15 protein-coding genes and 1 riboswitch are annotated in these 15,370 nt (G+C 51.1%); of the genes, 14 read left to right on the top strand and 1 reads right to left on the bottom strand.

From position 1 onward, the window contains the following. Positions 1-62: 62 nt before the first annotated feature. The 11 genes from KNP67_RS12645 (at position 63) to KNP67_RS12600 (ending at position 10,724) form a co-directional block, all read left to right on the top strand. Positions 63-1,277 (top strand): MDR family MFS transporter, encoded by a 1,215-nt coding sequence (locus KNP67_RS12645; protein WP_021065494.1) that lies wholly within the window; start codon positions 63-65, stop codon positions 1,275-1,277. 172 nt (positions 1,278-1,449) lie between these two features. Further along, positions 1,450-2,211, top strand: a complete 762-nt coding sequence (gene sufC, locus KNP67_RS12640) for a Fe-S cluster assembly ATPase SufC (protein ID WP_087576453.1) — start codon at positions 1,450-1,452, stop codon at positions 2,209-2,211. A 12-nt stretch (positions 2,212-2,223) separates the two neighbouring features. After that, positions 2,224-3,492, top strand: a complete 1,269-nt coding sequence (gene sufD / locus KNP67_RS12635; protein ID WP_021065496.1) for a Fe-S cluster assembly protein SufD — start codon at positions 2,224-2,226, stop codon at positions 3,490-3,492. Between the two features lies 1 nt (position 3,493). Next, positions 3,494-4,714 (top strand): cysteine desulfurase, encoded by a 1,221-nt coding sequence (locus KNP67_RS12630; protein WP_214756725.1) that lies wholly within the window; start codon positions 3,494-3,496, stop codon positions 4,712-4,714. Next, positions 4,704-5,138: a Fe-S cluster assembly sulfur transfer protein SufU gene (sufU, locus tag KNP67_RS12625; protein ID WP_024372279.1), complete on the top strand. Its 435-nt coding sequence runs from the start codon at positions 4,704-4,706 to the stop codon at positions 5,136-5,138. Before KNP67_RS12630 ends, sufU begins: the two co-directional genes overlap by 11 nt. 19 nt (positions 5,139-5,157) lie before the next feature. Continuing rightward, a complete protein-coding gene (gene sufB / locus KNP67_RS12620; protein WP_029595099.1) occupies positions 5,158-6,555 on the top strand; it encodes a Fe-S cluster assembly protein SufB in 1,398 nt (465 codons plus the stop codon). A 134-nt stretch (positions 6,556-6,689) separates the two neighbouring features. Next, entirely contained in the window at positions 6,690-7,064 is a 375-nt protein-coding gene (locus KNP67_RS12615; RefSeq protein ID WP_214756723.1) for a YciI family protein, read from the top strand. Between the two features lie 90 nt (positions 7,065-7,154). After that, a riboswitch (SAM riboswitch) is annotated at positions 7,155-7,269 on the top strand. A gap of 111 nt (positions 7,270-7,380) precedes the next feature. After that, on the top strand, positions 7,381-8,763 hold the full coding sequence (locus KNP67_RS12610; protein ID WP_214756721.1) for an LVIVD repeat-containing protein: 1,383 nt from the start codon (positions 7,381-7,383) through the stop codon (positions 8,761-8,763). 69 nt (positions 8,764-8,832) lie between these two features. After that, positions 8,833-9,252 (top strand): hypothetical protein, encoded by a 420-nt coding sequence (locus KNP67_RS12605; RefSeq protein ID WP_051627703.1) that lies wholly within the window; start codon positions 8,833-8,835, stop codon positions 9,250-9,252. Between the two features lie 58 nt (positions 9,253-9,310). Next, positions 9,311-9,640 (top strand): DUF6678 family protein, encoded by a 330-nt coding sequence (locus tag KNP67_RS15585; protein WP_051627704.1) that lies wholly within the window; start codon positions 9,311-9,313, stop codon positions 9,638-9,640. Positions 9,641-9,749: 109 nt separating this feature from the next. Then, positions 9,750-10,724: an L-lactate dehydrogenase gene (locus KNP67_RS12600; RefSeq protein WP_214756720.1), complete on the top strand. Its 975-nt coding sequence runs from the start codon at positions 9,750-9,752 to the stop codon at positions 10,722-10,724. Positions 10,725-10,759: 35 nt separating this feature from the next. On the opposite strand, the gene KNP67_RS12595 is transcribed toward KNP67_RS12600, so the two are convergent. Further along, positions 10,760-12,142 carry an alanine/glycine:cation symporter family protein gene (locus KNP67_RS12595; RefSeq protein WP_131472383.1) on the bottom strand — a complete coding sequence of 461 codons (1,383 nt, stop codon included), beginning with the start codon at positions 12,140-12,142 and terminating at the stop codon, positions 10,760-10,762. A 92-nt stretch (positions 12,143-12,234) separates the two neighbouring features. Between KNP67_RS12595 and KNP67_RS12590 the strand changes: the two genes are divergently transcribed. The 3 genes from KNP67_RS12590 to KNP67_RS12580 all read left to right on the top strand — a co-directional run bounded on the left by KNP67_RS12590 (position 12,235) and on the right by KNP67_RS12580 (position 15,364). Further along, on the top strand, positions 12,235-12,507 hold the full coding sequence (locus KNP67_RS12590; protein WP_214756719.1) for an acylphosphatase: 273 nt from the start codon (positions 12,235-12,237) through the stop codon (positions 12,505-12,507). 241 nt (positions 12,508-12,748) lie between these two features. After that, the gene (gene brnQ, locus KNP67_RS12585; protein ID WP_029595106.1) at positions 12,749-14,068 is read left to right on the top strand and encodes a branched-chain amino acid transport system II carrier protein; all 1,320 of its coding nucleotides are present in this window, start codon (positions 12,749-12,751) and stop codon (positions 14,066-14,068) included. Positions 14,069-14,182: 114 nt separating this feature from the next. Beyond that, positions 14,183-15,364, top strand: coding sequence for an MFS transporter (locus tag KNP67_RS12580; RefSeq protein ID WP_021065505.1), 1,182 nt, complete (start codon positions 14,183-14,185; stop codon positions 15,362-15,364). Positions 15,365-15,370 lie beyond the last annotated feature (6 nt).

Here is a 15,370-nt window from a genome sequence, read left to right as displayed (position 1 = left end):
GGAGTAGTTTTGGTTCACCAATAGAAGTACACTACATATATGTAGGAAAAGGGGGGATCCGGATGAACATACGACACATTCATCCGCTGACGCTGGGTGTCTTGTTTGGCACATTTTTTGCCCGGCTGTCGACATTTTTTGTTATGCCGTTTTTTGCGATTTATCTCGCGACGCTCGGTTTCTCGGCGAGTGTCATCGGGACGGTGTTCGCCATCTCGGCGCTATCGGGTCTGTTCATGAGCTTTTTCGGGGGAACGCTGTCTGACCGGTACGGGCGCAAACAGTTGATGCTGATCGGCATCGTCTTGAACGCCTTGACGTTCAGCGGCTTCGCGCTCGTGACAGAATTATTTTGGTTTTACATATTTTCGGTACTCATGGGTGTGTCGCGGTCGTTCCTCGAACCGGCGTCTCGCGCGCTCATCAGCGATACGACGCAGCCGGACCAGCGCGTCATCGTCTATAACGTCCGCTACTTTTTAATCAATATCGCGGCGGCGATTGGGCCATTGCTCGCGGTCGTTTTGTCGCTCACCGGCGCAAAGAGCGCCTTCTTCGTCGTGACGGGCGTTTACGTGATGTACGGACTCGTCATTTCGACACTGTTCCGAAAGTATCCGTTCGAGGAAGGGGACGGCGTCAAAGTCCGGCCGCGCTTGACGGAGACGTTCCGTGTGTTACAACAAGATAAGACGTTCCGCTTCGTCATCATCGGGATGATTTTTGCCATCATCGGCTATAGTCAGTTCAATGCGACGTTGCCACAGTTCATCGCTTTCCATGACGGATTCAGTGACGGCTCGCGTTTGTTCGCCTATCTATTGACGGTCAATGCGATCACCGTCCTTGTCGTCCAATATCCGATTATGCGATTCGGGATGCGGGTCTCACCGATCAAGTCACTCTTCTTCGGTGTCGCCACGCTGTCGTCGGGACTCCTCCTGATCGGCTTCGCGACCGAGACGTGGATTTTATTCGTCGCGATGGTCATCTTCACGGTCGGCGAGGTGCTCATGTTCACGATGACGGACGTGTTGACGGACGAATTGGCACCGGCCCATCTGCGCGGGACGTATTTCGGGGCGATGGGGTTGACGGCGCTCGGTCAGACGATTGGCCCCGTCATCGGAGGAGTGTTGCTTGATGGATTCGACAATGCAGCGTTGCCAGTGTTTGGAAGCTTGGCCGTATTGACGGCGTGTGGCGCCTTCTTCTTCACCGGCGCCTTGAAAGAACGGAAAGCAAGTTTGGCGTTAACCGAGGAAAAAGTTGGATAATGTCTTGATTTCCCGATATTCTCATTCTCAACATTTATGTTTTATTGAGAATGAATAATAAGGTGAGTCGCTTGAAATAAAAAATTGCCTAGATTAAGATTAGAATATATCTAATCTACGCCAAAAATGGCGAGAAAACGGAAGGGGTATCCGAATGTCTAACGTACCACACATGAAAATTGATGACCTCCGCGTCTCAATCGAAGGAAAAGAGATCGTCAAAGGTCTTAATCTTGAAATTAAAGGTGGCGAAATTCACGCCATCATGGGTCCTAACGGAACGGGTAAATCAACACTCGCATCGGCACTTATGGGTCATCCATTGTATGAAGTAACAGGCGGAAGCGTCGATTTGAACGGTGAAGACGTACTCGAGATGGAAGTCGACGAGCGCGCGCAAGCCGGAATGTTCCTCGCGATGCAGTATCCTGCTGAAATCAGTGGTGTCACGAATGCCGATTTCTTGCGTTCAGCAATCAACTCGCGCCGTGAAGAAGGCCAAGAAATCTCGCTCATGAAGTTCATCCGTGAACTCGATGCGAAGATGGACGTCCTTGAAATCCCTTCAGCAATGGCACACCGCTATTTAAACGAAGGTTTCTCAGGCGGAGAGAAAAAACGTAACGAGATTCTTCAGATGATGATGATCAAACCGAACATCGCTATCCTCGATGAGATTGACTCAGGTCTTGACATCGATGCGCTCAAAGTCGTCGCGAAAGGCGTCAACGAAATGCGCAACGAAGAGTTCGGCTGCTTGATCATCACGCACTATCAACGTCTCCTCAACTATATCGAGCCAGACTTTGTTCACATCATGATGGACGGAAAAATCGTCATGTCAGGTGGCAAAGAGCTTGCACAACGACTCGAAGCAGAAGGTTACGACTGGGTGAAGCAAGATCTTGGAATGACAGTAGACACAGAAGCGTAAGGAGGCTGTACGATGACCGTACAATTTGAATTGGATGCACAAGCAGTAGCGGCACGTGCAGAGGCGCTCGGTGGACCTTCATGGATGGTCAACCGTCGCAAAGAAGCAGCAGAACTTGCGCCGACTCTCGCCTTGCCAAAAGTTGAAAAGATCAAGATTGATAAATGGGACTTCGTCTCTGGAGACGTCGAGCTCACGAAGCATGACGGCTTGACGCCTGAAATCGAAGCACTTCTTGGAGACCACCGTACAAACGTGCTCGTTGAACGCAACGGTCATGTCGTCTACAACGAACTTGCGACGCCAGAAGGTGTCCTCTTCATGGGCATCAACGAAGCGATGGAACAACATCCGGACCTCGTCGAGAAATACTTCATGACGGAAGGTGTCCGCGTGGACGAAGAACGTTTGTCTGCGTTGAACGCTGCCCTCATGAACGGCGGTGCGTTCTTATACGTACCGAAGAACGTTCAGTTGAAAGACCCGCTCCAAGCCATCTTCACGATGGAACAAGCGAACGGCGCGCTCTATCACCACACGATCATCGTCGCAGACGAAGGCAGTGAATTGACGTACGTCGAGAGCTTCCTCTCGAACACGAACGAGCCGCACACGGTCAACGCCGTGACGGAAGTGTTCGCTGGCGCGAACGCGAAAGTCGTCTTCGGTGGCGTCGACCAGCTTGCTGAGTCGGCTCTATCGTTCATGAACCGCCGCGGTGTCGTCTATGAGAACGCACGCCTCGAATGGGCGCTCGGTCACATGAATGACGGCAACTCGGTCGTCGAGACGAAAACGCACCTCGTCGGAGACAACACGTTCTCAGACACGAAAGCGGTCACGATCGGTCGTGGCGCACAGAAACAAAACTTCAACATCCGGACGGACCATTTCGGGAAGTCTTCAGAAGGGTTCATTTTGATTCACGGTGTCCAAAAAGATTCGGCCACGGCCATCTTCAGCGGGACATCGATGATTCACCATGGCGCTTCGAAATCGAACGGCGTTCAAACGGAACGTGTGCTCATGTTGTCTGAAAAGGCACGTGGGGATGCGAACCCGATTCTCCTCATCGATGAGGACGACGTCATGGCAGGTCACGCCGCTTCGGTCGGACGCGTCGACGACGTACAGCTCTACTACTTGATGAGCCGCGGTCTGTCACGTAAAGAAGCCGAACGGTTGATCATTCACGGATTCTTGAACCCGGTCGTCGAGCAACTCGCGATCGAGTCGGTCAAAGACCGTCTCCGTGAAGTCATCGAAGGGAAAGTACGTTAAGATGATTGATGCCTCGATTCGTAAACAGTTCCCGATTTTAGATCAGGAAATCAACGGTCATCCGCTCGTCTATCTCGACAGCGCGGCGAGCTCCCAAAAACCGCTTGCTGTCATCGAGGCGATCGAGGATTACTATCGCCGCACCCACTCGAACGTGCACCGGGGCGTCCATACGCTCGGGACGCACGCGACGGATGCGTATGAAGGGGCGCGGGAGCGCGTCCGTTCATTCATCAACGCCGCCGTCCCAGAAGAAATCATCTTCACACGCGGGACGACGACGGCGATTAACCTCGTCGCGTCAAGCTACGGGGACGCCAATGTCGGCGCGGGGGACGAGATCGTCCTCACACCGATGGAGCACCACGCCAACTTGATTCCATGGCAACAGCTCGCCAAGCGTAAAGGGGCCACGCTCCGTTACGTCGAATTGACGCCGGACGGTCGGGTCACGCTCGACGCGGTCCGTGCCGTCTTGTCGGACCGGACGAAAATCGTCGCCATGAGTCACGTCTCGAACGTACTCGGCACGATCAACCCGATCGCCGATGTGGCGAAGCTCGCCCATGAAAAAGGCGCGGTCATGGTCGTCGATGCGGCGCAAAGCGCACCGCACCGGAAACTTGACGTGCAAGCACTCGATTGCGACTTCCTCGCCTTCTCAGGCCATAAGATGCTCGGTCCGACCGGGATCGGTGTCTTATACGGGAAGAAGCAGTTGCTCAAAAACATGGAACCGGTCGAATTCGGTGGCGAGATGATCGATTACGTCGACTTGTATGAGTCGACATGGAAAGATATCCCGTACCGATTCGAAGCAGGGACGCCGATTATCGCCGGCGCCGTCGGTTTGGCAGCGGCCATCGACTTTTTAGAAGACCTCGGTCTCGAGAACGTCGAAGCCCACGAACGGGCGCTCGCGACGTACGCCATCGAACAGATGCGTACGATTGAAGGCATTGAGATTTACGGACCAGAGGAACGGGTCGGACTCGTCACGTTCAATTTAGGCGACGTGCACGCCCACGACTTAGCGACCGTCTTGGATATGCAAGGCATCGCGGTCCGGGCCGGCCACCACTGTGCCCAGCCGCTCATGCGTCTCCTGAAGCAATCATCGACAGCCCGAGCGAGCTTCTACTTGTATAATACGAAAGAAGAAGTTGACCGCTTCATCGAAGGGCTACGTCAAACGAAGGAGTATTTCAATTATGAGTTTTAACAATCTCGACATGTTGTACCGACAGGTCATCATGGATCATTATAAAAACCCAAGAAACCGTGGCGTCATCGAAGATGGCGTGACGGTCGACTTGAACAACCCGACATGCGGGGATTCACTCCGACTCCAACTCCAAGTCGAGGACGGAATCGTGAAAGATGCCAAGTTCGAAGGTGAAGGCTGTTCAATCAGTCTCGCGTCGGCATCGATGATGACTCAAATCGTGAAGGGCAAGTCTGTTGACGAGGCACTCCAATTGGCCACCATCTTCTCGGAGATGGTCCAAGGGAAAGACTATGATACAGACACGTTCGACCTAGGCGACATCGAAGCGTTGTCTGGCGTCTCAAAGTTTCCGGCTCGCATCAAGTGCGCCACACTCGCGTGGAAAGCGCTTGAAAAGGGAGTCGACGAGGAAGCGTAAGTAGAAGGAGGAGACCGATATGGCGAAAAACATGCCTGACATTGGCGATTATAAATATGGCTTCCATGACCGAGACATCTCGATTTTCCGTTCAGGCCGCGGCTTGACGAATGAAATCGTAGAGACGATCTCGCGCATGAAAGAAGAACCGGCATGGATGCTCGAGTTCCGCTTGAAATCACTCGAACAGTTCCGCAAAATGCCGATGCCGACATGGGGCGGGGATCTCACGGCACTCGATTTCGATGAGATCACGTATTATGTCAAACCGTCTGAAAAGACAGAGCACTCGTGGGACGAGGTTCCTGAAGAAATCAAACGTACGTTTGACAAGCTCGGAATCCCGGAAGCGGAGCAAAAATACTTGGCAGGCGTCTCGGCTCAGTATGAGTCTGAGGTTGTCTATCACAGCATGCAAGAAGACTTTGAAGCGAAAGGTGTCATCTTCAAAGATACAGACACGGCGCTCAAAGAAAACGAAGACCTCTTCCGTGAGTACTTCGGAAAATTGATTCCGCCGACGGACAACAAGTTCTCGGCGCTCAACTCGGCTGTTTGGTCAGGTGGCTCGTTCATCTACGTACCAAAAGGCGTGAAGCTCGAGCAACCGCTCCAAGCTTACTTCCGCATCAACTCGGAGAACATGGGTCAGTTCGAGCGGACGCTCATCATCGTCGACGAGGGCGCTTCTGTCCATTACGTCGAAGGATGTACAGCACCGGTCTACACGACGAACTCACTCCACTCAGCGGTCGTTGAGATTTTCGTCAACAAAGACGCATATTGCCGCTATACGACGATCCAGAACTGGGCGAACAACGTCTACAACTTGGTCACGAAGCGTGCTGTCTGTGAAGCGGGTGGATCGATGGAATGGATCGATGGCAACATCGGTTCGAAACTCACGATGAAATACCCGGCCGTCATCTTGAAAGGTGAAGGCTCACGCGGTATGACGCTCTCAATCGCTCTCGGCGGTAAAGGGCAGCACCAAGACGCGGGCGCGAAAATGATTCACCTCGCACCGAACACGTCGTCGTCAATCGTCTCGAAGTCGATTTCGAAACAAGGCGGAAAAGTCTCGTATCGCGGAATCGTCCACTTCGGTCGTAAAGCGAAAGGTGCACGTTCGAACATCGAATGTGACACACTCATCATGGATAACGAGTCGACGTCGGACACGATCCCGTACAACGAGATCTTGAACGACCAAGTCTCACTCGAGCACGAAGCGAAAGTCTCTAAAGTGTCAGAAGAGCAACTCTTCTACCTCATGAGCCGTGGAATCTCGGAAGAAGAAGCGACGGAGATGATCGTCATGGGCTTCATCGAGCCGTTCACGAAAGAATTGCCAATGGAATATGCCGTCGAAATGAACCGTCTCATCAAGTTTGAGATGGAAGGATCGATTGGATAATCCTGAATAGATGAGGAAAGACGGTTGACATGATTTCATGTCGACCGTCTTTTTGTGTAGGCAATGCCTGTAAACAGGGAATAGGGAATGGGATAAGATGATGCATGACTGTAGATTCGAGAGGAGAAGATCACATGATGTTCTTGGTAACGGGATATTTCAACGCTGACAAAATGAACGAAAAGACCGACCTAGAAATCGATCAAATCATGGCGACGTGTGAACCATACTTACAGGAGCTATATGCAAGTGAACAAGTGTTGTTGGACATGAGGCTTGAAGCGAGCATGAAGCAACTCAAGCGGGAGTCACAGGAGATTTCGATTACGGATGGGCCTGTTACGGCATCGAAGGAAGTCATGGGAAGTGCGTTCGTGATTGAAGCGGTGGATATGGAGGACGCGGTCAGAATCGCTTCCATCCATCCGACGACCCAAGTGCCCGAAGCGGAAGCGTTAGGGTGGAGGCTCGAGATTCGGCCGGTTCACTATTATCGGGAGCGAGAGTGAATGAAAACTTCACCTGTAAAGATTATGCAGAAAAATATATTGACATTCCATGGAAACGTCGTCATAATACAAAGTAATTTGATATGAATACTCTTATTAAGAGCAGGTGGAGGGAATTAGCCCTATGAAGCCCGGCAACCATCCGTACTGAATCGCCAGTACGGAAACGGTGCTAAATCTAACAGCGAACGCTGAGAGATGAGAGGAAATCGGAATTTTTAGGAATCCTTCTGTCTCGTTTATGAGTTCAGAAGGATTTTTTTGTATTCTGCCTCTAACAGAGTTTCTATCAAAAAAATATAAGGGGGAATTTATTTTGAAAGGAAAATTCTTATTAAGTGCAGCGCTCGTCACAGGGTTAACGGTCTCGTCAGCTTTACCGGTTACATATGCGCATGACGAGCTTGGGGACATCATCATTGAGAAAGGGGAGCGCAATTCGGATGAAATCAGTTCGGTTCCCGTGACGGAAGGAAGCAAGAACGTCAAGTATCTACATGAGACGGCAGCAGTATCATTAAAGGAAATCCGAGAAGGCGTAAAAAATAGTACGGCCGACGTGTACGCCCATAAAGGGTTCGCATACACAGGAACACATACTGCCGGTGGAGGAAACGGCGGGGTTCGCGTGTTTGACTTGAAAGATCCATCCAACCCGAAAGAAGTCGCTGTATTCGCCGACCAAGACATTCCTGGGACTTGGCAGGAAAAAGTAATCGTGAAGACGGTGAACACAAAATCGTTCAAAGGAGATTTGGCGGTTGTATCGGCACAACAACTCGACTCTAAAAATCCGAATTCTAAAGGTGGATTCCTGATTTATGATGTGACGAACCCGTATGAGCCGAAGAAGTTGGGTTTCTATGAAGTGACGAAGAAAACGAGAGGCACACATGAGCTTTACTTGACGACACAAGGGGACCGGGTATTGGTCCTTGCCTCGAACCCTTACGCGGACTACTATTCACACGGTAAAGAGAAGGACTTCCAACTCGTCGATGTCACCAACCCGGCGGAACCGAAGAAGCTATATGAGTTCGATCCACGCTCATTAGCAGAAGTCGATGAAAGCTTTGACGGATACAACTGGAACGCACCAGATGGCAAGAAGAGACCGGTCTTCAATCATAGCGCCTATGCGGATGAGAACGGGAAAACAGCGTTTCTCTCGTTCTGGGATCTTGGAACGATCATCTTGGATATTTCAGACCCAGATAACGTGACATACGAAGGACGCACAGCGTTCGCATCGGATCAACAAGGCTCGGCGCACTCGGCGGCACTTGCAAAAGGCGGCACGGTACTCGTTGAAACAAGAGAAGTGTATGCACCGGTTAAATCAGGCTACGAACAAGCTTACGGATACACACGGATCTTCGACATTAAAAACAAAACGAATCCAAAACTATTGAGCGAATTCAAGACGGATTTGACAGAAGACATCTCTGAGAATCCGGCTGAACAAGTGACGTTCGGTAAAACGGTACACGATCCAAAAGTACATGGGAACACGTTGTACTTGTCTCACTATGCGGGCGGGGTTCGAACTGTTGATATTTCGAATCCAAGTCACCCGGTACAAATCGGAAAATACGTGCCGGCCGATGCGAATATCTGGGGCGTGTACGTCGATCAAAACTATGTGCTCGCGTCTGACATGGGTACAGGGTTGAAAGTGCTCCAAAAAACCAACAAGTAATGCCATCTCGACAACCAGCGAAGCTCGACTTCGCTGGTTTTTTGTATAATGAAACGAGGGGGCGATGTCGTGACCAATCGATTTTTATTAGAGAGTCGAGAACTGGAGACGTTCATGTCTCAAATGTTTGTGATTTGTCCACAATGTGGGGGCCGAGCGGACGTTTTGGAGAAGATTAATGAGGTACGCCTGAGCTGTTTCCATTGCGGTCATCTGCAAATGAAGCAAAACGGTACAAAATATATCGGTGGAGCTATCGATGTTCATTTCGGATTGCCGCTCTATCTACAAACAGGTTGTTGTGGTCATGTACTATGGGCTTACAACCAAGAGCACCTCGGCTACATGAAGCGTTATATCGAGGCGATGATACGGACAAGCGACAGGGCGAATCGCAGTATTGAGAGTCGCTTGCCTAAGTGGATGAAGAAAAAGCAGAATCGGGATGAAGTATTACGAGCGATTGTAAAATTAGAACAAATACGGTAGAGGTGAATTGGGTGGACCGACGAAAAGAACTGCATGAAATCGAGCTCTATCAGAAGCATTGTGTTATGCGCTCCCGTATCAAATCAAATACTTAGGAGAAGATACGTTATTTCCAAGTGAGTCGTTGTCTGAGTACGAATTGTTATGGGGAGAGTGGGAAGACATTTGGATAGAGTCTTCTCTACAATCAATCGAATGGATTCGATTGCGACCAAAGGTGTTAGTCTACAAGGGAGCAATCGTCGAACCGGACGTATGTGACATGACCGATGAAATAATATTTATTTTAACGAAAGAACGAATCCCGTTTATACAGGACAATAAAACGATTCAAATTTTTGGCTATGTTCGAGATACGGGAATATTTGAACCGAAACGTGACGTATAGCGTAATCCTGTATTTACTTTGTATATACTGATTGTTTAGTTTTTGTCGTAAAACGAAGGCGAGTCGGGTATGCTAAGTAAGAGAACACGTTTAGAAAGGGATGAAGCATATGGATCACTTGAACACGATTGACCCAGAAGACATCACCCGCATCGCCGTCGTCGGCGCCGGCTGGGTCGGCGTCAGTTTCGCCTATCAACTTTCGATGGCCGCGCTCTGTGAAGAGCTCGTCTTGATCGACTCGAACCACGCCAAGGCCGAAGGGGAGGCGATGGACCTCAATCACGGGATATCATTCGCCCCGAGTCCGGTCCGAATTTGGGCAGGTGACTACTCGGACTGCCGCGACGCCGATATCGTCATCATCACGGCCGGTGCCGCTCAAAAGCTCGGTCAGACCCAGATGGACCTCGCCGAACAAAATGCGAAGGTCATGCAACATGTCACGGAACAAATTATGGCGAGCGGATTCGACGGTATCATCGTCGTCGCGACGAACCCGGTTAATGTCATGGCACACGTCGTCTGGAAGGCGTCCGGCTTGCCGAAACATCGCGTTATCGGTTCAGGAACAGTCCTTGATACGGCACGTCTCCGTTATAAGGTAGGCGAGTACTTCGACTTGTCGTCACGGAACTGCCACGTCTATTATATGGGCGAGCATGGTGCTGGGGGCTTCGTCGCCTGGGACAACGCCCGCGTTTACGGGAAGTCGATGAAGCAGCTACTTGAGGAGAATGAATCGTATCGCCAAGAAGATTTGGACGCCATCTATCAAGGAGTCCGCGATGCGGCGAATCAAATCATCGAATATAAGAGCGCGGCGTACTACGCGATCGGGCTCGGGCTCCTCCGAATCGTCCGCGCCATCGTCCGGAATGAGAACTCCGTCGTGACAATCGGTGCCCATCTCGATGGCGAATACGGTGCCTCAGGTCTCCATATCGGCGTACCGGCCTTGATTGACCGGACTGGTATCCGCCAAATCGTCGAGATCGAACTGACGGACGAGGAACAAGGACAGTTCGATGCCTCGGTCGGACGGATTCGCCAAGCGATTGACAACATCGAATCATCAACATAAAAAGGACCCGGCTGCAATCGCAGCCGGGTTTGTCATTACGACGCCTTCTTCTCGGCGACGTCTTTCTTATAATATTTCTCGGACGTGAAGAACTCGGTCGTCAAGCGCTTCACTTCGCCGCTCAACATCAAGACGGCAATCATGTTCGGGATAAGAATCATCGCGAGCATCAAATCAAGGAAGTTCCAAATCATCTGTGCTCCACCGATTGCACCGATGACGATTGAGCCGATATAGACGACTTTCATCAGGAAGCCGGCCTTCAAACCGAATAAGTACTCGGCTTGGCGCGACCCGTAGAAGATGATGACGATAATCGTCGACAAGACGAAGAAGATGAGCGAGATTGTGACAAGCAGGCTGCCCGTGTACCCGAAGTACTGTTGGAACGCGATTGTTGTCAGGGCTGCTGGATCGTTCATCGCATCGGCCCGTGTCCATACACCGGACGACAAGACAACGAACGCCGTCGCGCTACAGATGATGAGCGTATCGATGACGATCCCGATCACGGCCCAGAAGCCTTGCCGGACCGGATGATCCGTTTGCGCAGCGGCGTGGGCAATCGGTGCCGTCCCGAGTCCTGCCTCGTTCGAATAAAGACCACGGGCGAAGCCCCAACGAATCGTCTCGGCGATGGCGGCACCAGCGAAACCACCGAGCGCGGCCATCGGTTGGAATGCGTATGAGAAGATGAGCCCGAGTACTTCCGGGATTTGTGAGAAATTCATCAAGACGATAATGAAACCGGCACCGACATAGACGAGTGCCATCGCCGGGACGATGACTTCCGTCACTTTCGCGATGCGTTTCATACCGCCGAAGACGACGAGGGCGACGAGCCCGGCGACGATAATCCCGGTCACAAGGGTATTGCCGTTGAACGTCTCTCTGACGGCCGAACTGACGGCGTTTCCTTGAACCATGATACTCGGGATGAGTTCGATCATGAGAGCGAAGGCGAACCATGAGGCGAGCCATTTCAGCTTCAAGCCTTTCGCCATATAGTAGACGGGACCGCCGACAAATTCACCGGCCTCGTTCTTCTCGCGGTAACGGACGGCGAGGACGCTCTCCGAGAACTTGATGGCCATCCCGACGACGGCGATGACCCACATCCAGAAGATGGCGCCCGGACCGCCGAACATGATGGCGGCTGGTACCCCGATGATATTGGCGGCACCGATCGTCGAAGATAAGGCCGACGTCAATGCCTGGCGGGGACTGATGTCACCTTCACCTTTTGGTTTTTTGAAAACACTGCCTAACGTTTGTTGCATTATGTAGATGGGGTATCGGAATTGGAAGAATCCTAAACGAATCGTCAAATAGAGTCCAGACAAAACGAGTAACGAGATGATTGGCACACCCCATAGCCAATCTGAAATTGTCGTCACCACAGTCACAAGTTGTTCCACATCACCACTCCTATCCAGTATTTTACTTATACATTGTTGCCTAACGAGACAGAGGCTAAACCCATTCTTTCAAATTAGAGGAGGAGACTTATATGAAACAAGCACAGCATCTCGTCGTATCGGGTCGGGTCCAAGGGGTCGGTTTCCGCTATTTCGCGCAAGCGACTGCCCTTGAATACGGCATCACAGGTTGGGTCCGGAATTTGAATGACGGGACGGTCGAACTTCAAATCGAAGGAGACGCGGAGAGACTCGAATCATATAAACGCGCCCTCTATGACGGCAATCGTTTTGTCGGGGTCGAACGGATTGAAGCGGAAGAGGCGACGATCGAATCATTCCGGAAGTTTGATATCCGTTATTGACCATTTTTCTCATTTACAGCTAGTCAGTGAGTGCGACCAACCGATAATTTGTAAATTAAGGGAACGGTTCCATACAATAAATCCACATTTCAAAAAAATAAACATCATTTTTATGGATAGGGTGGTCAAAAAAATGAAAGTGTGTATAATGAAATAGACCAAGCGGTTTATTGTCAGAAAATTTAGTCATTTGATTCATTGGGTAACACGGAAGGTATTACATGTATGTGGAGGTAGTTGTATGAAAAAATCGACATTATTCCCGTTAGCATTCACGATTTTCGCATTATTCTTCGGGGCCGGGAACTTGCTGTTCCCACCGATGCTAGGTGCGATGGCAGGACAGAACCTCGTCCCAGCCCTAGTCGGCTTCGTCATTACCGGCGTCGGGCTACCATTACTCGCGCTCTTCGCAGTCGCGCGGGTCGGCGGTGGATCTGACCAAATCGCTCGGTATATTCCGAAGCGGCTTGCGCTCGTCTTGACGGGATTAATGTACGTGGCGATTGGACCGTTCTTTGGGATTCCTCGGACGGCAGCAGTCACGTATGAGATGGGAGTCGTACCGTTTCTCGGTGCGCCATCTACGCTCACGCTCGCAATCAGTTCAACTGTCTTCTTCGGTTTGACGTTCTTCTTGACGTTACGTGCTCAGAAATTGATTGAAGTCATCGGACGCATCATCACGCCAATCCTCTTGCTCTTGCTTGCGGCAATCGGAATCACGAACCTCGTGGCTCCACTCGGGAAGCCGGTCGCACCAGCAGAAGGATATGAGACGTGGATTGGTGCCCTCGGGGAAGGCTTCAAACAAGGCTACTTGACGATGGACGTCTTCGGCGCTCTCGTCTTCGGTGCCATCGTGCTCGTCACGCTCAAAGCGAACGGGATGACGGACCAAAAAGAAGCATCTTCACTCCTTCGGACGTCTGGAATGCTCGCTGTCACGTGTTTGATGCTCGTCTATATCTCGCTCGGGTCGATTGGAGCGAACATGACAGGCCAAACAGGAACGACGGACGGAGCAAGCTTGCTTCAAGCGTTTGCAGGTTCGTCTTTCGGACAAGTCGGAATGCTCGCGCTCGGGGCTGCGGTCTTCCTCGCTTGTTTGACGACAGCGGTCGGACTCATCACTGAGTTCTCACGCTTCATCAGCAACACGTTCGAATCACTCAAGTATTACCAAGTCGTCATCGCGACGACGTTGTTCGGCTTCATGATTTCACTCGTCGGACTCGGTATGTTGATTGAAATCGCAGTACCGCTTCTCACGCTCTTGTATCCGGTCATGATCGCACTCGTGCTCGTCTCGATTACGGAGCGGATTCAACGCAACCCGCATGTCGCCATGAAGGCGACTGTATATACGGCTCTCGTGCTCTCGCTCTTCGAGACGACACACGGATTGGCGCCGTCAGCAGCAACAGCTTGGATCACGAACTTGCCGATGGCTGAGATCGGACTTGCTTGGGCAGTTCCAACATTGATCGTGTATGTGATCACACTGTTTTTACCGAAAAATCGTTCCAACCAAGCACTCGCTCAATCACGCATCTCATAAGCAAGTGTTTGAACACCCATCCTCTGGTCAAGGATGGGTGTTTTGCTGTCTTATCGTTTGCTCATTTCATTCATCAACAAGTAAAATGAAAGGATGAAAAGGAAGTGACATACATTGACGACTAAACAAAAGAAACAATTGGCGATTCTCATGTTGAACATGTTCATCGCTGTAGCAGGATTCGGGATTATCATCCCGATTATTCCTGATTATTTGAAGATGATTGGAGAAGGCGGAACCGCTGCCGGACTCATGATTTCTGTCTTTGCCGGTGCCCAGCTGCTCATGTCGCCGATTGCCGGGAAATGGGCGGACGTTTACGGCCGCAGGCTCATGATCATCCTCGGACTCATCGGGTTTACTATCTCGATGGGCGTCTTTTACTTATCAGACAACTTGACCGTCCTGTTGATTTCACGGGCGATTGGCGGCGTCGGGGCCGCTCTCTTGATTCCGGCCATCTTTGCTTACGTGGCCGATATCACAACGCTCAAACAACGGGCGAAAGGGAACAGTTATATTTCCGCGGCAATGTCGCTCGGGATTGTCATCGGCCCAGGAATCGGTGGTTTCTTCGCCGAATTCGGGTTGAAGGCACCGCTCTTGTTATCGGCGATCGTATCATTCGTTGCCGTCATCTCGTCAATCATTCTATTGAAAGAACCGGACCGTGAACCGTATGTCCAAACGAGTGAGAGTGAATCGTTACCGCGTCAACTCGTGTCGTCGACACGGAAACCGTATTTCTTCGTGCTCGTCATCAACTTGGTCATGGCATTCGGTTTGATGGCATACGAGTCGGTCCTCGGTCTGTTCGTCAGTGAGACGTTCAGCGCAACGCCGCAACAAATCGCGGTCATGATCACCGGGACGGGAATCGTCAGCGTTATCGTCCAACTGTTCGCGGTCGACCGTCTCGTCTCGCTGTTCGGTGAGATTAAAGTCGTGCTCATCTTTATCATGCTCGCCGCGCTCGGCTTCTTGTTCTCACTGTTTGCCGGGTCTTACACGATTTTCTTCGCGGTCACGTTGATTATCTTCTTGTCGACGTCAATTTTACGACCGGTATTGAATACGCTCGTATCGAAAATGGCAGATAAAGAGCAAGGGTTTGCGATGGGGATGAACAATGCTTATATGAGCATCGGGAATATCGTCGGACCGACGCTTGCCGGAATCGCCTTCGATATCGATATGCGCTATCCGTTTGTGATGGGGCTCGTTCTGTTGCTCGTGACGTTCGCGGGAACGTTGAATTGGTCGAAACGGAACACTGCGGCCACGTTCGAACAATAAGTTGAG

Origin of the sequence: Exiguobacterium sp. s157 (assembly GCF_018618205.1) — a bacterium.
GTDB classification, from domain to species: Bacteria; Bacillota; Bacilli; order Exiguobacteriales; family Exiguobacteriaceae; genus Exiguobacterium; species Exiguobacterium chiriqhucha.
The sequence above is the reverse complement of the archived record's forward strand: the minus strand, read 5'-3'. Positions and strand labels throughout refer to the sequence as shown.

What these genes read in the sequence shown, in the direction of transcription:
- KNP67_RS12645 (WP_021065494.1), top strand. Translation starts at nt 63, where the DNA reads ATGAACATACGACACATTCATCCGCTGACGCTGGGTGTCTTGTTTGGC.
- sufC (WP_087576453.1), top strand. Translation starts at nt 1,450, where the DNA reads ATGAAAATTGATGACCTCCGCGTCTCAATCGAAGGAAAAGAGATCGTC.
- sufD (WP_021065496.1), top strand. Translation starts at nt 2,224, where the DNA reads ATGACCGTACAATTTGAATTGGATGCACAAGCAGTAGCGGCACGTGCA.
- KNP67_RS12630 (WP_214756725.1), top strand. Translation starts at nt 3,494, where the DNA reads ATGATTGATGCCTCGATTCGTAAACAGTTCCCGATTTTAGATCAGGAA.
- sufU (WP_024372279.1), top strand. Translation starts at nt 4,704, where the DNA reads ATGAGTTTTAACAATCTCGACATGTTGTACCGACAGGTCATCATGGAT.
- sufB (WP_029595099.1), top strand. Translation starts at nt 5,158, where the DNA reads ATGGCGAAAAACATGCCTGACATTGGCGATTATAAATATGGCTTCCAT.
- KNP67_RS12615 (WP_214756723.1), top strand. Translation starts at nt 6,690, where the DNA reads ATGATGTTCTTGGTAACGGGATATTTCAACGCTGACAAAATGAACGAA.
- KNP67_RS12600 (WP_214756720.1), top strand. Translation starts at nt 9,750, where the DNA reads ATGGATCACTTGAACACGATTGACCCAGAAGACATCACCCGCATCGCC.
- KNP67_RS12590 (WP_214756719.1), top strand. Translation starts at nt 12,235, where the DNA reads ATGAAACAAGCACAGCATCTCGTCGTATCGGGTCGGGTCCAAGGGGTC.
- brnQ (WP_029595106.1), top strand. Translation starts at nt 12,749, where the DNA reads ATGAAAAAATCGACATTATTCCCGTTAGCATTCACGATTTTCGCATTA.